The following is a 19,349-nucleotide window of genomic DNA, read 5'->3' on the forward strand; positions in this document are numbered from 1 at the left end:
CATGCCGGATTCCGAACCGACGCACGACAACCCGCGCAACGTGAGCAACCTGCCCGCCGTGGTGCACGAGGGCGAGGTGCAGCGCCCGGCGGCCGAGGGCTGGCTGGTGCGCGCGATCCGCACCCTGTTCGGCTGGAAGGCCGGCTCGGTGCGCGACGATTTGCAGGTGGTGCTCGACGCCTCGACGCCCGACGACGTCGGCTTCTCGGCGATCGAGCGCACCATGCTGCGCAACATCCTGTCGCTGAACGAGCGGCGGATCGCCGACGTCATGGTGCATCGCGCCGACATCGTCGCGGTCAAGCGCGACATCCCGCTCGGCGAATTGATGAGCCTGTTCGAGAGCGCGGCGCATTCGCGGCTCGTCGTCTACAACGAAACCCTCGACGACCCCGAAGGCATGGTGCACATCCGCGACCTGCTCGCCTTCATGACCGCGAAGGCCCGCGTCACCGACATGACCAAGACGCGGCGCAAGAAGCCGTTCCCGGCCGGGCTCGATCTGCGCAGCGTCGACCTCGCGCTGCCGTTGTCGGAAGCCAATATCATCCGTAAGCTGCTCTACATCCCGCCATCGATGCGCGCGATCGACCTGTTGGCGCAGATGCAGGCCTCGCGGATCCATCTCGCTTTGGTGGTCGACGAATATGGCGGCACCGACGGGCTGGTGTCGATCGAGGATATCGTCGAGCAGATCGTCGGCGAGATCGACGACGAGCACGATTCCGACGAGCCGCCGTCCATCGTGCGCCAGCCGGACAACTCCTTCATCGCCGACGCGCGCGCCAGCCTGGACGATGTCCGCTCAGTGATCGGCGAGGATTTCGTGATCGGCGACGCCGGCGAGGAGGTCGAGACGCTCGGCGGCTACCTCGTATCGTTCGTCGGGCGCCTGCCGGTACGCGGCGAGGTGATTTCGGGGCCCGGCAATTACGAGGTCGAGGTGCTCGACGCCGATCCGCGGCGGGTCAAGCGCGTGCGCATCACCGCGCGCAAGGAGCGGCCGACGCCGCGCAAGGAGCGCGAGCGGCGCCGCGAGCAGTCGCCGGACTCCGGAAACCCGCAGGCGAATGACAACATGCCGCCGCCCGGCGAGGGAGCCGGTCCGCAGTGAGGCTGTCCGACAAGCTCCGATCGATCGGCCTTGCAATCATCCTGACCTGGGGATGGAAACGCGCCGTCCTCGCGCTCACGGCCGGCGCGCTGTCTGCGCTGGCGATGGCGCCGTTCAACGCCTGGCCGGTTCTGTTTCTCACCTTTTCCATCGCGGTCTGGCTGATCGACGGCAGCGCGGCCGGCCGCTGGCGCGGTCTGCCTGCCGCGGCGCTGTCCGGCTTCTGGTTCGGCCTCGGCTATTTCGTGCCGGGACTGTACTGGATCGGCTACGCCTTCTTCGTCGATGCGGACACCTTCGCCTGGCTGACGCCGTTCGCGGTGCTCGGCCTGCCTGCCTATCTCGCTTTGTTCACCGCCTTCGGCTTCGCGCTGGCGCGGCTGATCTGGCCGCGCGACGCCTCGCGCGTGCTGGCGCTCGCGGTCAGCCTGACGATTTCGGAATGGCTGCGCGGCCATCTCCTCAGCGGCTTTCCGTGGAATGCGTTCGGCTACGCACTGGCCGAGCCGCTGGCGCTGGCGCAGACCGCGTCGCTGATCGGGCTGTGGGGCATGACGTTCCTGGCCGTCGCGATCTTCGCAAGCCCGGCCGTGTTGATCGACGGCGGCTCGCGCGGCCGCAAGCCGTGGCGCGCGCCGGTGGCCGCGGTGCTGGTGCTGGCGGCGATGCTGGCGTTCGGCGTGGTCCGCCTCGCGCAGCAGCCGACCAGGATGGTCGACGGCGTCAAGCTGCGCATCATGCAGCCCGATTTGCAGCAGGACGCCAAGTTCAACTACTCCGCCAAGGCGGCGGTGATGCAGAAATATCTCACCCTGTCGGATCGCGCCTCCGGGCCGCATGCCACCGGCGCGAAGGATGCCACCATCCTGATCTGGCCGGAATCCGCGTTTCCGTTCTTCCTGACCAAGGAAACCGACGCGATGGCGCAGATCGCCGACCTGCTGCCGAAGGGAACCGTGCTGATCACGGGTTCGGTGCGCGCGCCCGATCTGCCGCCCGGCGTCCGCGTCACGCGCGCCTATAATTCCATCTACGTCATCGACCACGACGGCAGCGTGCTCGCGGTCTACGACAAGCTGCATCTAGTCCCGTTCGGAGAATATCTGCCGTTCCAGGACTGGATGGAGAAGCTCGGCTTCGTGCAGCTCACCAAGGTGCAGGGCGGCTACATTCCCGGCACGATCCGCCGCACGCTCGATATTCCGAATGCACCACGCGCCCTGCCGCTGATCTGCTACGAGGCGATCTTTCCCGGCAATGTCGTGAGCCGCGACGACCGTCCCGGCTGGATCGTCAATGTCACCAATGACGGATGGTTCGGAATTTCGACCGGCCCTTACCAGCACCTGCAACAGGCCCGGCTGCGCACCATCGAGGAAGGCCTGCCGATGGTCCGCGCCGCCAATACGGGCATCTCGGCCGTGATCGACCCGGTTGGCCGGATCGTTGCACAACTCGGGCTCGGCATCGAAGGCGTGCTCGATGCCGGCCTGCCGGCGGCCATCGCGCCGACGATCTATGCGCGTGTCGGGAACGTCCCCGCCGCTGTGATTGTGATCACAGCCCTGGCGTTCGTGTTGCGGCGGCGGTTTGTGAGGCGAAAACCCTGACGGCTGCATATCGCCGGTTGTCACGAACCCGAAAAAACGTCGAAATTTACCTCAGTATGATTCCACCAGTTGACAGATCGACCGTGCACTTCGCATTGTACGGGTCCACGCGAAATCACAAGCCAAGTCAGCCCCTTTGCGCAAATTGTCCGCATTTCGTCCCGATCCTCCTTGCAGGATTTGACGGCACCGGCGCCTGAGGCATACTCCACTTCCAACTTGCCTCATCCACGGGCGCGCAATCCCTTAGGAGAGTTGGAGATGTCCACCAAAGCGCCCAATCCTGTTGACAAATATGTCGGCAGCCGCGTCCGTATGCGACGCATCATGCTCGGCATGAGCCAGGAGAAACTGGGCGAGGCGCTAGGCCTGACGTTCCAGCAGGTGCAGAAATACGAGAAGGGCACCAACCGCGTCGGCGCCAGCCGGCTGCAGCAGATCTCCGAAATCCTGCAGGTGCCGGTCTCCTTCCTGTTCGACGGCGGCCCGAGCGGGGTCAAGACCGCCGACGGCTTCAGCGAGGGTGCCTCGCCGACCTATGTCTCCGATTTTCTGGCAACCGCCGAGGGCCTGGCCCTGACCCGCGCCTTCACGCGGATTGCGGACGCCAAGCTCCGCCGCAGCATCGTCGAACTGGTCGAGCAGATCGCGGCGCGCGAGGCGGCCGAGCAGGCCTGATTCAGCCATATCCGTTTGAGAGATCGTCAAATCTGGAATATGCCATTCCGGCGCGCGCGCCAACGCGATGAGCTCAGCTTGAGCATCATCGCGCTTGAGCGCCTCCTTTGAGCATGATTCCTGATCGTGCTTCGGCGCGTGCGCGCAATGACAAAGCGAATTCACAGGCGACGACAACAGCATGTCCAGCAATCCGTTCGAAACCGCCGTGATTCTCGACGGCATCCGCCGCTGGGTCGAGATCGAATCTCCGACCGAGCGGCCCGATCAGGTCAACAAGCTGGCTGATCTCGTCGCGTCGGGCTATCGCGACCTGCCGGCCACGGTGGAGCGCATTGCGGGACGCGACGGCTGCGGCGATCACCTGGTGACGCGCTCGTCCTGGGGCCAGGACGCGCCGGGCATCCTGGTGCTGAGCCATCTCGACACAGTTCATCCGATGGGATTCATCGAACGGTTACCATTCAAGGTCGACGGCGACAGCGCCTTCGGCCCCGGCATCTACGACATGAAGGGCGGAGCCTACCTCGCCCATCATGCGTTCAGGCAGGTCTGCGCCGACGACGCGCGCCCGCCGCTCGGCATCACCCAGCTCTACGTATCGGACGAGGAGATCGGCAGCCCGACCTCGCGGGCGCTGATCGAGGCCGAGGGCCGCAAGGCGAAATACGTGCTGGTGACCGAGCCGGCGCGCGACGGCGGCAAGATCGTCACCGGACGCAAGGGCGTTGCGCGTTTCGACGTGTTCATCAAGGGCGCGCCGGCCCATGCCGGCACGCGCCCCGAGGACGGCCGCAGCGCGATCCGGGAGCTCGGCAATGTGATCCAGGCGCTGGAGGCGATGAACGACCTGAAGCGCGGCGTCACCGTCAATGTCGGCGTCGTCCGCGGCGGCACCAAGCCGAACGTGATCGCCGAGGAGGCCTATGCGGAAGTCGACATGCGCGTGCCGACGATGGCCGACGCCGACGAGCTGGTGCCGAGGATCCTCGGAATCACCTCACGCACCGAGGGCGTCAGCGTGAAGATATCGGGCGAATTGAACCGTCCGCCCTATGAGAAAAGCAACGCCGGCGCCGCGCTCTACGAGCACGCCAAGGGGCTGGCCGCCGAGCTCGGCTTCGAGCTGGCGGATGTGTTCACCGGCGGCGGCTCCGACGGCAATTTCACCGCGCCACACACTGCGACCCTCGACGGCCTCGGCGTCGACGGCAAGGGCGCGCATACCCATTACGAGCAGCTCTACATCTCGTCGATCGAGCCGCGCGCGCGGCTGCTCCACCGTCTCTATCAAACGCTGCGATGACACCGGCTCCAGGCGACCGCGGCGATCGCGATTCCCCCGACGACGGCGCGATGGCGCATGCGCGCGGCTCGTTCTTCGGACGGCGCAAGGGCCACAAGCTGCGCCCGCATCAGGCCGACCTGATCGACACTCTGCTGCCGCATCTGGCGGTCGACATCTCGGCGCCCGCGCCCGAGGCGCTGACCGAGTTGTTCGATGACGGCATCGAGAATGTCAGGCTCGAGATCGGCTTCGGCGGCGGCGAGCATCTGATCGCGGAAGCACAGGCCTTTCCGACCACGGGCTTCATCGGCTGCGAGCCCTATGTCAACGGCATGGCGAAGATCCTGACCCAGATCGAGGCGCTGAATATCGGCAATATCCGCCTGTTCGCCGGCGACGCGGCCGAACTGCTGGCCTGGGCGCCGACGCGCTCGCTTGCGCGCATCGACCTGATTCACCCCGATCCCTGGCCGAAGCGGCGGCACTGGAAGCGGCGCTTCGTGCAGGATGCAACGGTCGCTGCGATGACACGATTGCTGCCGCCGGGCGGCGAATTCCGCTTCGTCAGCGACATCGACGACTATTGCGCCTGGACGCTGGCGCATCTGATGCGCTCGCCCGACTTCGCCTGGCTCGCCGAGCGCGCGATCGACTGGCAGCAGCCGTGGCCGAACTACACAATGACGCGCTACGGCGCCAAAGCCGAGCGCGAGGGGCGCAAGGCGGCGTATTTGAGGTTCAAGCGCTTGCCTTGACGCCGTCGTTCCGGGGCGATGCGCAGCATCGAACCCGGAACCTCGAGATTCCGGGTTCGTCGCTATCGCGCCGCCCCGGAATGACGGATATCTTCACGCCTGCCCCGCCAGCCGCGCCTTCCTGACGTCGGTCGCCTGCCACACCATCCGCTTGCCGCGCTCGCGGCCGAGCAGCTCGATCGGATCGTGATTGTCGATGTGGCCGAACTGGCCCTTGTAGACGCTGTAGCCGCACAATTCCTGCAAACGGCGCGGAAAGCGGGCCGCGGTCTCGCGCGGAATGCCGAGCTGCAGATTCTCCTGCTGCCGCATCCAGCCCCAGCAATAGGCGCAGGAGAAGGCAAAGCGCCTGGCGTCGCTGCTGTTGGCGCCGCCGCCATGCCACAGCGCGCTGTCGAACAGCATCACGCTGCCGGCCGGCATGGTCGCGGTGACCGCGTCGTACTCCTTGCCGTATTCGGGCGACGAATCGAATTTGTGGCTGCGCGGGATGATCCGCGTCGCGCCATTATCCTCGCGGAAATCGGACAGCGCCCAGATCGCATTGATCGTGATCGGAATGTGCGGCCGCGGCAACGGGATCAATTGGGTGTCTTCGTGAATCGGCTGCGCCTCCTGGCCGGGCCCGAGCACCAGCGAGCAGAACGACGAGAGCAGGCATTCCCTGTCCAGCACGCGTTCGACCACCGGCAGCACGTTGTCATGCAGCGGCACCTCCCAGAACAGATCGTCATAGGTCAGGAGGTTGTTGATGCGCAGCGTCTTGAAGCCTTCGAACGACGTCCTGGCAGGTGCGAGATTGCGCTCGCTCTCGATTCTCAGCACCGCCGCCTTCAACCCCTCGACCAGATCGGGCGAGGCGGCGCGCTCGATCACGGTGTATCCGTCGTCGCGGATCCGCGCGGCGTGCGATTGGATGTCGGCGTCCGTCAGCATGGCGATCTCCCTGTTGGCGCTGTGTCGCGCCTTGCGGAAAGCATAGCGGAACGATTTTGGGTTTGGGAAGTGTGCACTATGATCCGTCATGCTGAGGAGGCCGCAAAGCGGCCGTCTCGAAGCACGACGGCCCGGCTGCAACAGCGTGGCCGTGCATCCTTCGAGACGCGCGCAAATGCGCGCTCCTCAGGATGACGGAATGAAGAGTCCCCTTGCGGACTAGCGCGACTTCCAGAACTCCACGACGCGCTGCGCCGTCGAGGGCATCAGGCGCACGAAATTCACCCGCGCACCTTCGATATCGGCGGGAGACGGCACGCGGTTGGGCCCGAGCCGCATCAGGATCAGGGCACGCACGGTCGGCCATTCGAAGCCGATCGTCTTGCTCGCGATCAGGATCGGATCGTAACGGTCGCCGGAGATCAGGCGATCGAGCGCGACGATTTTCACGCCGGCCATCGCGGCGAGCGCCGCCACGCATTCCTCATATTTGAAGGCCTTTGCGAAGCCGGCCACCGCGGCCTCGTTCAATTCGCCGGCGCGATGCAGCGCCAGGATGGCGCGCTGCGCGGCCGTGAAATCGCGGCCCTCGACCTGAACGATCACGCCCTCGATCTCGGTCATCGCCAGCTTGATCTCGGCTTGGCGTTCCGGCTTGGCGACGGCATGCAGACGGCGGCGGATCACGTCGATCGAGCCGGCGAGCAGGCCCTTCAGATGTTCGGGCGGAAGATCATCGCGGCGGCCGATCCGCAGCGTCAGCACGCCGTCCTGGCCGGCGCGTTGTACCAGCGTCGTGAAGGAGGCGTCCGAGAACGCCGCGCCCGCATTGCCGGCCGCGCATCGGATCACGTCGCGATCGCCGCGTCGGACGAGGACGTCGGTCAGCGCAGTCGAGAGCTTCGATCGCTCGGCCATCGCGAGCAGATGGCCCTGGCCCTTGGCATTGGCGATCTCGACCAGCACCTTTTCGTCAATCACCGGCGATCGGCGCAGCAGCGGCCCCGCGATCGCGACCTCGTCGTCGCGGGCGAGCTGCCCGACCAGATGCCGCGGCGCGTTGGCGAGCAGCGCGAGCCGTTCGGCGAGATCGACCCGCGCGGCAAGCTCGGCGTGCGGGACCAGGCTGGTCAGCACCCTGTCGAACAAGTCGATATGGTCGGGGCGAAAACTCGCGGCGCCCTGCAGGAACAGCTCGCCGAGCCGCCGCGCGGCCTCGGCGCGGCGCTTGGGGTCGCCACGGCGAACGATGTCGTCGAGTTCCGGAATCAGCGCGGGGGCTGTCGTCATGAGCCTTGTCCAACCGGCGACTTCTGCCGATTTTCGGCAATCTATGGTCCCGTTCGTAAACGGGGGGTTAGATCAATCCGGCATCCGGAGAGCCGTAAAATCGCCTCCCGCCGGACCCGGGGGCCTTGCCGGACCCGGGCAAAAGAGCTATATCCAGCGCAACTTATGGTATCTCATACGATCGCGTAGGAGAGTGGGCCCCCCGGGACCCGCTCTTTTTTATTACCTGACGGGACCCAACGAGGCCGGGTCCGGTTTGGGTAGCGTTAGCGGCCCCTTAAGGCCACCTGAACAACACAACAGACCTCAGCAGCCTTTAGACCTTAGACAGCCTTTGACACTGGATATGACCGAACCGACCGCCACGTCCGTGGACACCGAACTGCTCGCCGAGCCGCGTCTCGTCGTCGAGCCCGGGGTTGCGGCGCGCATCGCCGCGGTCGCGGTCCCGGTGCTGCAGGGCATGGGCTATCGCCTGGTGCGCATCAAGGTCTCGGGCGATGCCGGCTGCACCGTGCAGATCATGGCGGAGCGCCCCGACGGCTCGATGCAGCTCGAGGATTGCGAGGCGATCTCGCGCGCGCTGTCGCCGGTGCTCGATGTCGCCGACCCGATCGAGCGCGCCTACCGGCTGGAAATCTCCTCGCCCGGCATCGACCGCCCGCTGGTGCGCCGCTCCGACTTCGAGCGCTACACCGGGCATCTCGTGAAGATCGAGATGGCGGTGGCGCATCAGGGCCGCAAGCGGTTCCGCGGTGTGCTTGCCGGCGTCGAGGGCGATGCGGTGCGCATCAGGCGCGACGATCCGCGTCCGGACGAGGACGCCGAGGTTCTCCTGGTGATGGAGGACATCTCGGACGCGCGGCTGGTGCTGACCGATGAGCTGATCGAGGAATCGATGCGCCGCGGCAAGGCCGCCGAGCGCGAGCTGCGCCGCGAGCTCGGCCTCGCGCCGCCGCAACCGGCCCACGCCAAGAAGAGCGATCCGGCGAAGAGCCAGAAGCCGAAACCCAAGCCTGGTGATAAGCCTGCTCACAAGCCCGGCAAGAAACCGGCTCCGACTAACACCAAAAAGCACCGCCTGGCGGCCGAGCGCGCGCGCCGTGGCGAGATCGATCCATCCGAAGGAGACTAAGCCATGGCAGTCAGCGCCAACAAACTCGAACTGCTGCAGATCGCAGACGCAGTTGCGCGCGAAAAGTCGATCGACCGCTCCATCGTGATCGCGGCGATGGAAGACGCCATCGCCAAGGCCGCGCGTGCCCGCTACGGCAGCGAGACCGACGTCCATGCCGAGATCGATGCCAAGAAGGGCGAGCTGCGACTGACCCGACACATGCTGGTGGTCGACGTCGTCGAAAACTCGTCGAACCAGATTTCGCTGCACGACGCGCAGCGCGCCAATCCGGGCGCTCAGGTCGGCGACACCATCGCCGACACGCTGCCGCCGCTGGAATATGGCCGCATTGCCGCGCAGTCGGCCAAGCAGGTGATCGTGCAGAAGGTGCGCGAGGCCGAGCGCGACCGGCAGTACCAGGAATTCAAGGACCGCATCGGCGACATCGTCAACGGCATCGTCAAGCGCGTCGAATATGGCAGCGTGATCGTCGACCTCGGCCGTGGCGAAGCGATCGTGCGCCGCGACGAGATGCTGCCGCGCGAAGTGTTCCGCAACGGCGACCGCGTCCGCGCCTATATCTTCGACGTCCGCCGCGAGACGCGTGGTCCGCAGATCTTCCTGTCGCGCACCCATCCGCAGTTCATGGCGAAGCTGTTCGCACAGGAAGTGCCGGAGATCTACGACGGCATCGTCGAGATCAAGGCGGTCGCCCGCGATCCGGGCTCGCGCGCCAAGATCGGCGTGATCTCGCGCGATTCCTCGGTCGACCCGGTCGGCGCCTGCGTCGGCATGCGCGGCTCGCGCGTGCAGGCCGTGGTGAACGAGCTGCAGGGCGAGAAGATCGACATCATCCCGTGGTCGCCCGACATTGCGACCTTCGTCGTCAACGCGCTGGCGCCGGCTGAAGTCGCCAAGGTCGTGATCGACGAGGACCGCGAGCGCATCGAGGTCGTGGTTCCCGACACCAACAACCAGCTGTCGCTGGCGATCGGCCGCCGCGGCCAGAACGTCCGCCTCGCCTCGCAGCTGACCGGCTGGGACATCGACATCCTGACCGAGCAGGAAGAGTCGGAGCGCCGCCAGGCCGACTTCGAGAACTCGACCCGCGTGTTCATGGAAGCGCTCAATGTCGACGAGGTGGTCGGCCAGCTGCTCGCCTCCGAAGGCTTCACTTCGGTCGAGGAACTCGCGCTGGTCGATGTCAAGGAACTCGCCGGCATCGAGGGTTTCGACGAGGAGACCGCCACCGAGTTGCAGACCCGCGCCCGCGAATATCTGGAACAGCTCGAGGCGGAACTGGAAGCCAAGCGCAAGGAACTCGGCGTCGAGGACGCCATGAAGGACGTGCCCGGCATCACCGGCAAGATGCTGGTGAAGCTCGGCGAGAACGATGTGAAGACGGTCGAGGATCTCGCCGGCTGCGCCACCGACGATCTGGTCGGCTGGACCGAGCGCAAGGAAGGCGGCGAGCCGACCAAGCATGCCGGGTTCCTCGACGGCATCGAAATCTCGCGCGACGAGGCCGAGGCCTTGATCATGCAGGCCCGTCTGAAGGCCGGCTGGATCACCGAGGCCGACCTCGCCAAGCCTGCTGAGGAGGCCGAGGCCGCCGAAGCAGAAACGACGGCTTCGTAAGGAGATGCCCCACGGATGCTGGCTCAGGCTGACCCCGATCTCGACGATGGGCCGCGGACGCAGAAGTCCGCGACCACGCGGATGTGCGCGGTCAGCCGCGAGGTGCGTCCGATCGACGAGCTGATCCGGTTCGTCGTCGCGCCCACGGGCGAGGTGATCCCGGATATCAAGCGCAAGCTGCCCGGCCGCGGACTCTGGGTTTCCGCGTCGCGGCGCAGCGTTGCGGAAGCCGTCCGCCGTCACCAATTTAGCAAGGGATTCAAGCGCGATGTCCGCGTCGCGCCGACCCTTCCCACCGATACCGACACCCTCCTGGTGCGCAGCGTCACCGAGGCCCTGGCAATGGCCGCCAAGGCCGGTCAGGTGGTTTCGGGCTTCGGCAAGGTCGAGGACGCACTCAACCGGAACGAAACTGCAGCCCTGATCCACGCTTCCGACGGCGCGGCGGACGGAATCCGCAAATTGGACGCGATCGTGGGGCAAAGGGGCGAAAAACGTGGTGAATCGCCGGTAATCCCCGTCGTCAATGTTTTGACGTCGGAAGAATTGGATTTGGCACTTGGGCGGTCAAATGTGATACATGCTGCGCTGCTCGCGGGCCCGGCGAGCAAGACGTTCCTGTCGCGCTGCCAGATGCTGGTCCGATACCGGATGGCCGACGACGACAAGACCGCCGAAGCGGCCAGAAATTCCAGAGCGTGATCCGGGAAGGCGGACGCCGTCTTTCCGACCGGTCATGCTCAGCAAACGACGACACGTTGAAGGATTTGTGCGGCAAACGCACAGCGAAACGAGATTAGGACTGCTGAATGGTTGATACCAAGACCCCTGGCGACAAGACTTTGAGTGTCCCGAGCAAGACGTTGTCGCTGAAGCCGCGCGTCGAGACGGGCACCGTGCGCCAGAGCTTCAGCCACGGCCGGACCAAGCAGGTCGTGGTCGAGAAGCGCGGCAAGCGTCGCGTCGGTGGCGATGGTCCCGGCGAGGCGCACGCGCCGGAACCCGTGGTTGCAAAGCCTGCGGCGCCGGCCGCCAGGCCGCCGCTCGGCCGCCCCTCAGGCCCGCCTCCCGGCCAGCAACAGCGTAACACCCGCTCCGGCGTGGTGCTGCCGACCCTGACCGAGGACGAGCGTTCCGCGCGCGCCAGCGCGCTGGCCGACGCCCGTCAGCGCGACATCGAGGAGCGCCGCCAGGCCGAAGAGGAAGCCAAGCGCCGCGCCGTCCGCGAGGCTGCCGAGAAGGCAGAGCGCGAGGCCGCCGAAACCCGCCGCAAAGCGGAAGAGGAGCGCCACCGCCACGAGGAAGAGGCCAAGCGCAAGGCCGAGGTCGAGGCCAAGCGCCGCTTTGGCGAGGGCGAAGCCAAACCCGGCGCTCCGGCCACAACAGCGGCCAGGCCCGCGACAGCCGCACCTGCGTCTGCTCCGCCTGCCCGCGCGCCCGCAGCACGCCCGACCACCACGACAACCGCGCGCGCACCAGCCTCTGCGCCGCGGCCGGCGGCAGTTGCGGCCGGGCCGGACGAAGACGAAGGTCCGCGCCTGGTGCGCCGCCCCGGCGGCGCCGTGCGCCCCGCCGCGGCTCCGAAGACCACCCACAAGCCCGGTCCGCAGAAGGAGCGCGGCCGCCTCACTCTGACCACTGCGCTCAACGCCGACGACGTGCGCGAGCGTTCGATCGCCTCGTTCCGCCGCCGCACCCAGCGCCTGAAGGGGCATGCGTCGAACGAACCGAAGGAAAAGCTGATCCGCGAAGTCACCATTCCGGAAGCGATCACGATCCAGGAACTCGCGAACCGCATGTCGGAACGCGCGGTCGACGTCATCCGCATGCTGATGAAGCAGGGCGCGATGCACAAGATCACCGACGTGATCGATGCCGACACCGCGCAACTGATCGCTGAAGAACTCGGCCACAGCGTCAAGCGCGTCGCGGCGTCCGACGTGGAAGAGGGCCTGTTCGACGTCGTCGACAATTCCACCGACACCGAGCCGCGCTCGCCGGTGGTCACCGTCATGGGTCACGTCGACCACGGCAAGACCTCGCTGCTCGACGCGCTGCGCCACGCCAACGTCGTATCGGGCGAAGCCGGCGGCATCACCCAGCATATCGGCGCCTACCAGGTGCTGTCGCCCGAGAGCGGCACCAAGATCACCTTCATCGACACGCCCGGCCACGCAGCGTTCACCGCGATGCGCGCCCGCGGCGCCAAGGTCACCGACATCGTCGTGCTGGTGGTCGCGGCCGATGACGGCGTGATGCCGCAGACGATCGAGGCGATCAATCACGCCAAAGCGGCCAAGGTGCCGATGATCGTGGCGATCAACAAGATCGACAAGCCGGATGCGCGGCCGGAGCGCGTGCGCACCGAGTTGCTCCAGTACGAGGTGCAGGTCGAATCGCTCGGCGGCGACGTCGTCGACGTCGAGGTTTCGGCCAAGAACAAGACCAATCTCGACAAGCTGCTCGAGATGATCGCGCTGCAGGCTGAAATCCTCGACCTGAAGACCAACTCGGAGCGTCCGGCGGAAGGCACCGTGATCGAAGCCAAGCTCGATCGCGGACGCGGTCCGGTCGCGACCGTGCTGGTGCAGCGCGGCACGCTGCGCGTCGGCGACATCATCGTGGCCGGCGCCGAGATGGGCCGCGTCCGCGCGCTGATCTCCGACCAGGGCGAGAATCTCGAAGAGGCCGGCCCTTCGGTGCCGGTCGAGGTGCTCGGCTTCAACGGTCCGCCGGAAGCCGGCGATCGTCTCGCTGTTGTCGAGAACGAAGCCCGCGCCCGTCAGGTCACGAGCTATCGCGCGCACCAGAAGCGCGAGAATGCCGCGGCCTCGATCTCGGGCATGCGCGGCTCGCTCGAGCAGATGATGTCGCAGCTCAAGACCGCGGGCCGCAAGGAGTTCCCGCTGATCGTCAAGGCCGACGTGCAGGGCTCGCTGGAAGCGATCCTGGGCTCGCTCGAGAAGCTCGGCACCGACGAAGTCGCCGCCCGCATCCTGCATGCCGGCGTCGGCGGCATCTCGGAATCCGACGTCACGCTGGCGGAAGGCTTCAACGCCGCGATCATCGGCTTCTCGGTCCGCGCCAACAAGGAAGCGGCGGCCGCGGCCAAGCGCAACGGCATCGAGATCCGCTACTACAACATCATCTACGACCTCGTGGATGACATCAAAAAGGCGATGTCCGGCCTGCTCGCGCCTACGCTGCGCGAAACCATGCTGGGCAACGCGCAGATCCTGGAAGTGTTCAACATTTCCAAGGTCGGCAAGGTCGCGGGTTGCCGCGTCACCGACGGCACCGTGGAACGCGGCGCCAATGTTCGCCTGATCCGCGACAACGTCGTGGTGCACGAAGGCAAGCTGTCGACGCTGAAGCGCTTCAAGGATGAAGTGAAGGAAGTGGTCTCCGGCCAGGAGTGTGGCATGGCGTTCGAGAACTACGGCGACATGCGTGTCGGCGACGTGATCGAGTGTTACCGCATCGAGACGATCCAGCGCTCTCTGTAAGTCCAAATCTTACGAAGCGCAGATCTTGCTAGGCGTTGGGTCCATTTAACTGAAAATGCGACGGCGTGGCCGGACTTTAGTCCGGCCACCAGCGCATCGTCCGATTGAAAGCAAAGCAAGGACATTGATGCCCGCGGCCACGGCTGGCGGGCGCGACGGTTTTGGAAAAAGGTCATGCCCCGTCAAAAGAAGAGTTCCAGCCCCGGCGGATCGCAACGTCAGCTGCGCGTCGGCGAAACGGTTCGCCATGCAGTTGCCGAGATTCTGTCACAGGGTGAGGTTCACGATCCCGATCTGGAAGGCCACATCATCACCGTTCCCGAGGTGCGTATGTCGCCGGATCTGAAGCTCGCCACGATCTACGTGATGCCGCTCGGCGGCCACGACACCGACACGGTGATATCCGCGCTCGAGCGCAACAAGAAATTCCTTCGCGGCGAGATCGCGCACCGCGTCAACCTGAAATTTGCACCCGACATTCGCTTCCGCGTCGATGAGCGGTTCGACGAGGCGGAGCGCATCGAGAAACTACTGCGGACACCTGCGGTGCAGCGAGACCTTGCACCCGATTCGGACGACGAGTGATGACTGTGATGACGACCAACAGCGTTGTCGACGCGAAGGATGCCGACGCGCGCGACGCTGAGCGGGATGCTTTTGCCGGCCAGCGCACCGACGATGCGCGCCGCACCAACAACGACCCGCGCCAGAAGCAGGGCAGGCAGAACCAGCAGCCGCGCCGCGACAAGCGCGACGTCCACGGCTGGGTGGTGCTCGACAAGCCGATCGGCATGACCTCGACGCAGGCGGTCGCGGTACTCAAGCGCCTGTTTCAGGCCAAGCGCGCCGGCCATGCCGGCACGCTCGATCCGCTCGCCTCCGGCGGCTTGCCGATCGCGCTGGGCGAGGCCACCAAGACGGTGCCGTTCGTGATGGACGGCCGCAAGCGCTACCGCTTCACGGTGTGCTGGGGCGAGGAGCGCGACACCGACGACACCGAGGGACGGCCGGTCAGGACCAGCGAGAGCCGGCCGACCGCCGATTCGATTAGGGACCTGTTGCCGCGCTTTACCGGGGTGATCGAGCAGATCCCGCCGCAATATTCGGCGATCAAGGTGCAGGGCGAGCGCGCCTATGATCTGGCGCGCGACGGCGAGACCGTGGAACTGAAGCCCCGCCCGGTCGAGATCCACGAATTAACCCTCGTGGAACATGGCGATAACGGTCAGTCCGTGTTCGAGGCCGAGTGCGGCAAGGGAACCTATGTCCGGGCGCTGGCCCGCGATATGGGCCGGATTCTGGGCTGTTTCGGCCATATCTGCGCCCTGCGGCGGACCCTTGTCGGTCCGTTTACCGAACGGGACATGATTCCGCTGGAACAGTTGGAGGCTTTATGCAATAGAGCCGCGTCTGGCGAGGGCAGCCTCGCCGACGCGCTTTTGCCCGTTGAGACCGCGCTGGACGACATCCCGGCACTGGCCGTCACACGGGCTGATGCGGCAAGGCTCCACAGGGGCCAGGCCGTTTTGTTGCGCGGACGGGATGCGCCCAATACCAGCGGCACAGTCTATGTCACGGTGGCAGGCCGGCTTCTCGCGCTTGCCGAAATTGGCAATGGCGAACTCATCCCCAAGCGCGTGTTCAACCTGAACGGACTGACTGCCGGTCCGGCTCGCAACGATGAAAGTAACTGACGATGTCGATTACCGCCGAACGCAAAGCGGAAGTCATCAAGACGAATGCCAACAAAGCCGGCGACACCGGCTCGCCCGAGGTTCAGGTCGCGATCCTGTCGGAACGCATCAATAACCTCACCGAGCACTTCAAGAGCCATGTGAAGGACAACCATTCACGCCGCGGCCTCCTGAAGCTCGTGTCGACGCGTCGTTCCCTGCTTGACTACATCAAGCGCAAGGACGAGGCGCGCTACAAGGCGCTGCTCGAAAAGCACAACATCCGTCGTTGATTTGAGAAGCACGCGCGCGAGGGTTCGCGCGCGTTTTCGCATGGTCGTCCGTGAACTCGGGCTTTCGAATTGTCGAAAGATGACCATGCGCAGCATGGCAGTCGCGCCATGCACACTAGCGTCCAGCAGCAATCCGGCCGCTGGACCGGGCAAGATGCCCAGATGACCGAAAGGATGGACGCCATCCGAAATCCAGGGACCATGGCAGGATCGCCGGATGCTGATCGCGACAGCGCATCAGTGTCTCGCCGTCTTGGCATGGTCTTTGTGTTTCAGGGCGCCGTGCTTTCGTGAAACCATGAAAGAAAACCGAAATGTTCAATTCGCATTCCGTCGAAATCGACTGGGGTGGACGTCCCCTCAAACTTGAAACCGGCAAGATCGCCCGCCAGGCCGACGGCGCCGTGATGGCCACCTACGGCGAGACCGTGGTGCTTGCCACCGTCGTTGCGGCGAAGGCGCCGCGCGAGGGCGTCGACTTCCTGCCGCTCACGGTCGACTACCAGGAGAAGACCTACGCCGCGGGCCGCATTCCCGGCGGCTATTTCAAGCGCGAAGGCCGTCCGACCGAGAAGGAGACGCTGGTCTCCCGCCTGATCGACCGCCCGATCCGTCCGCTGTTCGTCGACGGCTGGCGCAACGAGACCCAGGTGATCGTCACCGTGCTCTCGCACGACATGGAGAACGATCCGGACATCGTGTCGCTGGTCGCCGCCTCCGCCGCCCTGACGCTGTCGGGCGCGCCGTTCAAGGGCCCGATCGGCGCCGCACGCGTCGGCTTTGCCAATGACGAATACGTGCTCAACCCGACGCTGGACGAGATGACCGAGACCCAGCTCGACCTCGTCGTCGCCGGCACCGCCGACGCCGTGCTGATGGTCGAATCGGAAGCCAAGGAGCTCAACGAGGACGTGATGCTCGGCGCGGTCATGTTCGGCCACCGCCACTTCCAGCCGGTCATCAACGCGATCATCGAGCTCGCCGAGAAGGCCGCCAAGGAGCCGCGCGAAGTCACCACAATCGACAATTCGGAGATCGAGAAGGAGATGCTCGGCATCGCCGAACAGGAGCTCCGCAAGGCCTATGCGATCCCGGTCAAGCAGGAACGCTATGCCGCGGTCGGCGCCGTCAAGGAGAAGGTGCTGGCGCACTTCTTCCCGGAAGGCCAGGAGCCGAAATACGACAAGCTTCGCGTCGCCGGCGTGTTCAAGGAACTGGAAGCCAAGATCGTTCGCTGGAACATCCTTGACACCGGCAAGCGCATCGACGGCCGTGACGCCAAGACCGTGCGCAACATCATCGCCGAAGCCGGCGTGCTGCCGCGTGCCCACGGCTCGGCGCTGTTCACCCGCGGTGAGACCCAGGCGATGGTCGTGACCACGCTCGGCACCGGCGAGGACGAGCAGTACATCGATGCACTGTCGGGGACGTACAAGGAAACGTTCCTGCTGCATTACAACTTCCCGCCCTACTCGGTCGGTGAAACCGGTCGCCTCGGCGGCACCAAGCGCCGCGAAATCGGCCACGGCAAGCTCGCCTGGCGCGCGATCCACCCGGTGCTGCCGCCGCATCACGAGTTCCCGTACACGATCCGCGTGGTCTCCGAGATCACCGAGTCGAACGGCTCGTCCTCGATGGCCTCGGTGTGCGGCGCCTCGTTGTCGCTGATGGACGCCGGCGTGCCGCTGAAGCGGCCGACCGCCGGTATCGCCATGGGCCTGATCCTCGAAGGTCAGCGCTTCGCGGTGCTGTCGGACATCCTCGGTGACGAGGATCATCTCGGCGACATGGACTTCAAGGTCGCCGGTACCGACCACGGCATCACCTCGCTCCAGATGGACATCAAGATCGAGGGCATCACCGAGGAGATCATGAAGGTTGCGCTTGGCCAGGCCAAGGAAGGGCGCATCCACATCCTCGGCGAGATGGCCAAGGCACTGACCGCGGCGCGCGCCGAGCTCGGCGAATACGCACCGCGCATCGAGACCTTCAAGATCGCCACCGACAAGATCCGCGAAGTGATCGGCACCGGCGGCAAGGTGATCCGCGAGATCGTCGAGAAGACCGGCGCCAAGGTCAACATCGAGGACGACGGCACCGTGAAGGTCGCCTCCAACGATGGCGAGGCGATGAAGGCTGCGATCAAGTGGATCAAGTCGATCGCCTCCGATCCGGAGGTCGGCCAGATCTACGAGGGCACCGTCGTCAAGGTGATGGAGTTCGGCGCGTTCGTGAACTTCTTCGGCGCCAAGGACGGCCTCGTCCACATCAGCCAGCTCGCGTCCAACCGCGTGCAGAAGACCTCCGACGTCGTCAAGGAAGGCGACAAGGTCAAGGTCAAGCTGCTCGGCTTCGACGATCGCGGCAAGACCCGCCTGTCGATGAAGGCGGTCGACCAGGAGACCGGCGAAGATCTCGAGGCCAAGCAGAAGACCGAAGCGCCGGCTGCGGCGCCGCGCGAAGCTGCCGGCGAGTAAGCCAGGGCAAATCGATTGTTACCAAATCGACTGTTACGAAAAGGGCGGCCCTGTGGCCGCCCTTTTTGGTTTGCCGAGATTGGACGCAAATCAATCTCCGCTGATCGGCATGCGCGGTTTTGACCCGGCATTGTGACCGGATTCGCTGGAACCCGTTCACAACTCGGGCCTAACATCAGGAAGCTTTCCCAGCACGGAGAACCACGATGTCCTCGATGTCCCGACGCCATTTGATCATCGCAGCAGGCGGCATCGCCGCGGCCGCAGCCGCATCGCGCACGGCATTCGCGCAGGCCACGGCGCAGGTCCCAGCCGGACCGTTCAAGATCGATCCGCTGACCTATCCCACCAATGCGCTGGAGCCGCATATCGACGCCAAGACGATGGAAATCCATCACGACCGGCATCATCAGGCCTATGTCACCAACCTCAACAATTTCGCCAAGGACAATCCGCAGATCGCCGAGAAGCCGGTCGTCGAGGTGCTCGCCAATCTCGGCAGCGTGCCGGAGGCGATCCGCACCGGCGTGCGCAACAACATGGGCGGCCACGCCAACCACACCATGTTCTGGCAGATCATGGGACCGAACGGCGGCAAGGCGGACGGCGAGGTGCTCGCCGCGATCGCTCGCGACCTCGGCGGCATGGAAAAATTCCAGACCGATTTCAACGCCGCCGGCGGGCGCGTGTTCGGCTCCGGCTGGGTGTTCGTCACCGTGACCAAGGACGGCAAGCTCGCGATCGAGACCCGGCCGAACCAGGACAATCCGATCATGGACGGCAAGCGCGCGCTGCTCGGCAATGACGTCTGGGAGCACGCCTATTACCTGACCTATCAGAACCGCCGCCCCGATTATCTCAAGGCGTGGTGGAATACGGTGAACTGGAAGGCCGTGGCTGAGCGCTATGCGGCAGCAAAGGCCGGCACGCTCGGCGTGTGAGCCGCCGGGCTCGCCGGTCGCACACAACTGCGC

General features: G+C 65.5%; 16 protein-coding genes. 14 read left to right on the forward strand and 2 right to left on the reverse strand.

Annotated features, from left to right (window positions below; genetic code table 11):
- Nucleotide 1: 1 nt before the first annotated feature.
- From ACVIYL_RS08350 to trmB, 5 genes are all read left to right on the forward strand, one after another.
- Nucleotides 2-1,114 carry a hemolysin family protein gene (locus ACVIYL_RS08350; RefSeq protein ID WP_456778241.1) on the forward strand — a complete coding sequence of 371 codons (1,113 nt, stop codon included), beginning with the start codon at nucleotides 2-4 and terminating at the stop codon, nucleotides 1,112-1,114.
- Complete coding sequence (gene lnt / locus ACVIYL_RS08355) at nucleotides 1,111-2,724, forward strand: apolipoprotein N-acyltransferase (RefSeq protein WP_456778242.1); 1,614 nt, start codon at nucleotides 1,111-1,113, stop codon at nucleotides 2,722-2,724. Before ACVIYL_RS08350 ends, lnt begins: the two co-directional genes overlap by 4 nt.
- Before the next feature lie 261 nt (nucleotides 2,725-2,985).
- The gene (locus tag ACVIYL_RS08360) at nucleotides 2,986-3,402 is read left to right on the forward strand and encodes a helix-turn-helix domain-containing protein (protein WP_028335515.1); all 417 of its coding nucleotides are present in this window, start codon (nucleotides 2,986-2,988) and stop codon (nucleotides 3,400-3,402) included.
- 181 nt (nucleotides 3,403-3,583) lie between these two features.
- Nucleotides 3,584-4,708 (forward strand): M20 family metallopeptidase, encoded by a 1,125-nt coding sequence (locus tag ACVIYL_RS08365; RefSeq protein WP_456778243.1) that lies wholly within the window; start codon nucleotides 3,584-3,586, stop codon nucleotides 4,706-4,708.
- On the forward strand, nucleotides 4,705-5,445 hold the full coding sequence (gene trmB, locus ACVIYL_RS08370) for a tRNA (guanosine(46)-N7)-methyltransferase TrmB (protein WP_456778244.1): 741 nt from the start codon (nucleotides 4,705-4,707) through the stop codon (nucleotides 5,443-5,445). The genes ACVIYL_RS08365 and trmB overlap by 4 nt, the downstream gene beginning before the upstream one ends.
- A 93-nt stretch (nucleotides 5,446-5,538) precedes the next feature.
- Here the strand turns inward: trmB and ACVIYL_RS08375 are convergent, their stop codons facing one another.
- Together ACVIYL_RS08375 and ACVIYL_RS08380 are read right to left on the reverse strand one after the other, a co-directional pair.
- On the reverse strand, nucleotides 5,539-6,381 hold the full coding sequence (locus ACVIYL_RS08375) for a phytanoyl-CoA dioxygenase family protein (RefSeq protein WP_456778245.1): 843 nt from the start codon (nucleotides 6,379-6,381) through the stop codon (nucleotides 5,539-5,541).
- Between the two features lie 219 nt (nucleotides 6,382-6,600).
- Entirely contained in the window at nucleotides 6,601-7,671 is a 1,071-nt protein-coding gene (locus ACVIYL_RS08380) for a DUF2336 domain-containing protein (RefSeq protein WP_456778246.1), read from the reverse strand.
- Nucleotides 7,672-8,017: 346 nt separating this feature from the next.
- Between ACVIYL_RS08380 and rimP the strand changes: the two genes are divergently transcribed.
- From rimP to ACVIYL_RS08425, 9 genes are all read left to right on the forward strand, one after another.
- A complete protein-coding gene (gene rimP, locus ACVIYL_RS08385; protein WP_057015298.1) occupies nucleotides 8,018-8,806 on the forward strand; it encodes a ribosome maturation factor RimP in 789 nt (262 codons plus the stop codon).
- A 3-nt stretch (nucleotides 8,807-8,809) separates the two neighbouring features.
- On the forward strand, nucleotides 8,810-10,426 hold the full coding sequence (gene nusA, locus ACVIYL_RS08390; RefSeq protein WP_225164081.1) for a transcription termination factor NusA: 1,617 nt from the start codon (nucleotides 8,810-8,812) through the stop codon (nucleotides 10,424-10,426).
- Between the two features lie 15 nt (nucleotides 10,427-10,441).
- A complete protein-coding gene (locus ACVIYL_RS08395; RefSeq protein ID WP_057015296.1) occupies nucleotides 10,442-11,128 on the forward strand; it encodes an RNA-binding protein in 687 nt (228 codons plus the stop codon).
- 107 nt (nucleotides 11,129-11,235) lie between these two features.
- Nucleotides 11,236-13,932 (forward strand): translation initiation factor IF-2, encoded by a 2,697-nt coding sequence (gene infB / locus ACVIYL_RS08400; RefSeq protein ID WP_456778247.1) that lies wholly within the window; start codon nucleotides 11,236-11,238, stop codon nucleotides 13,930-13,932.
- Between the two features lie 174 nt (nucleotides 13,933-14,106).
- Nucleotides 14,107-14,517: a 30S ribosome-binding factor RbfA gene (rbfA, locus tag ACVIYL_RS08405; protein WP_456778248.1), complete on the forward strand. Its 411-nt coding sequence runs from the start codon at nucleotides 14,107-14,109 to the stop codon at nucleotides 14,515-14,517.
- Entirely contained in the window at nucleotides 14,517-15,626 is a 1,110-nt protein-coding gene (truB, locus tag ACVIYL_RS08410) for a tRNA pseudouridine(55) synthase TruB (protein ID WP_253609844.1), read from the forward strand. Before rbfA ends, truB begins: the two co-directional genes overlap by 1 nt.
- A 2-nt stretch (nucleotides 15,627-15,628) precedes the next feature.
- A complete protein-coding gene (rpsO, locus tag ACVIYL_RS08415) occupies nucleotides 15,629-15,898 on the forward strand; it encodes a 30S ribosomal protein S15 (protein ID WP_016844725.1) in 270 nt (89 codons plus the stop codon).
- Between the two features lie 314 nt (nucleotides 15,899-16,212).
- Nucleotides 16,213-18,375, forward strand: a complete 2,163-nt coding sequence (pnp, locus tag ACVIYL_RS08420; RefSeq protein WP_050383431.1) for a polyribonucleotide nucleotidyltransferase — start codon at nucleotides 16,213-16,215, stop codon at nucleotides 18,373-18,375.
- Nucleotides 18,376-18,581: 206 nt separating this feature from the next.
- Nucleotides 18,582-19,316: a superoxide dismutase gene (locus tag ACVIYL_RS08425; RefSeq protein ID WP_456778249.1), complete on the forward strand. Its 735-nt coding sequence runs from the start codon at nucleotides 18,582-18,584 to the stop codon at nucleotides 19,314-19,316.
- The last annotated feature ends 33 nt before the right edge of the window (nucleotides 19,317-19,349 follow it).

The organism is Bradyrhizobium sp. USDA 3315 (assembly GCF_054056795.1).

Bases quoted from the DNA above. Each gene is read 5' to 3' on its own strand.
- ACVIYL_RS08350 (WP_456778241.1), top strand. From the start codon at position 2: ATGCCGGATTCCGAACCGACGCACGACAACCCGCGCAACGTGAGCAAC.
- ACVIYL_RS08360 (WP_028335515.1), top strand. From the start codon at position 2,986: ATGTCCACCAAAGCGCCCAATCCTGTTGACAAATATGTCGGCAGCCGC.
- ACVIYL_RS08365 (WP_456778243.1), top strand. From the start codon at position 3,584: ATGTCCAGCAATCCGTTCGAAACCGCCGTGATTCTCGACGGCATCCGC.
- trmB (WP_456778244.1), top strand. From the start codon at position 4,705: ATGACACCGGCTCCAGGCGACCGCGGCGATCGCGATTCCCCCGACGAC.
- ACVIYL_RS08375 (WP_456778245.1), bottom strand. From the start codon at position 6,381: ATGCTGACGGACGCCGACATCCAATCGCACGCCGCGCGGATCCGCGAC.
- ACVIYL_RS08380 (WP_456778246.1), bottom strand. From the start codon at position 7,671: ATGACGACAGCCCCCGCGCTGATTCCGGAACTCGACGACATCGTTCGC.
- rimP (WP_057015298.1), top strand. From the start codon at position 8,018: ATGACCGAACCGACCGCCACGTCCGTGGACACCGAACTGCTCGCCGAG.
- nusA (WP_225164081.1), top strand. From the start codon at position 8,810: ATGGCAGTCAGCGCCAACAAACTCGAACTGCTGCAGATCGCAGACGCA.
- ACVIYL_RS08395 (WP_057015296.1), top strand. From the start codon at position 10,442: ATGCTGGCTCAGGCTGACCCCGATCTCGACGATGGGCCGCGGACGCAG.
- infB (WP_456778247.1), top strand. From the start codon at position 11,236: ATGGTTGATACCAAGACCCCTGGCGACAAGACTTTGAGTGTCCCGAGC.
- rbfA (WP_456778248.1), top strand. From the start codon at position 14,107: ATGCCCCGTCAAAAGAAGAGTTCCAGCCCCGGCGGATCGCAACGTCAG.
- truB (WP_253609844.1), top strand. From the start codon at position 14,517: ATGACTGTGATGACGACCAACAGCGTTGTCGACGCGAAGGATGCCGAC.
- rpsO (WP_016844725.1), top strand. From the start codon at position 15,629: ATGTCGATTACCGCCGAACGCAAAGCGGAAGTCATCAAGACGAATGCC.
- pnp (WP_050383431.1), top strand. From the start codon at position 16,213: ATGTTCAATTCGCATTCCGTCGAAATCGACTGGGGTGGACGTCCCCTC.
- ACVIYL_RS08425 (WP_456778249.1), top strand. From the start codon at position 18,582: ATGTCCTCGATGTCCCGACGCCATTTGATCATCGCAGCAGGCGGCATC.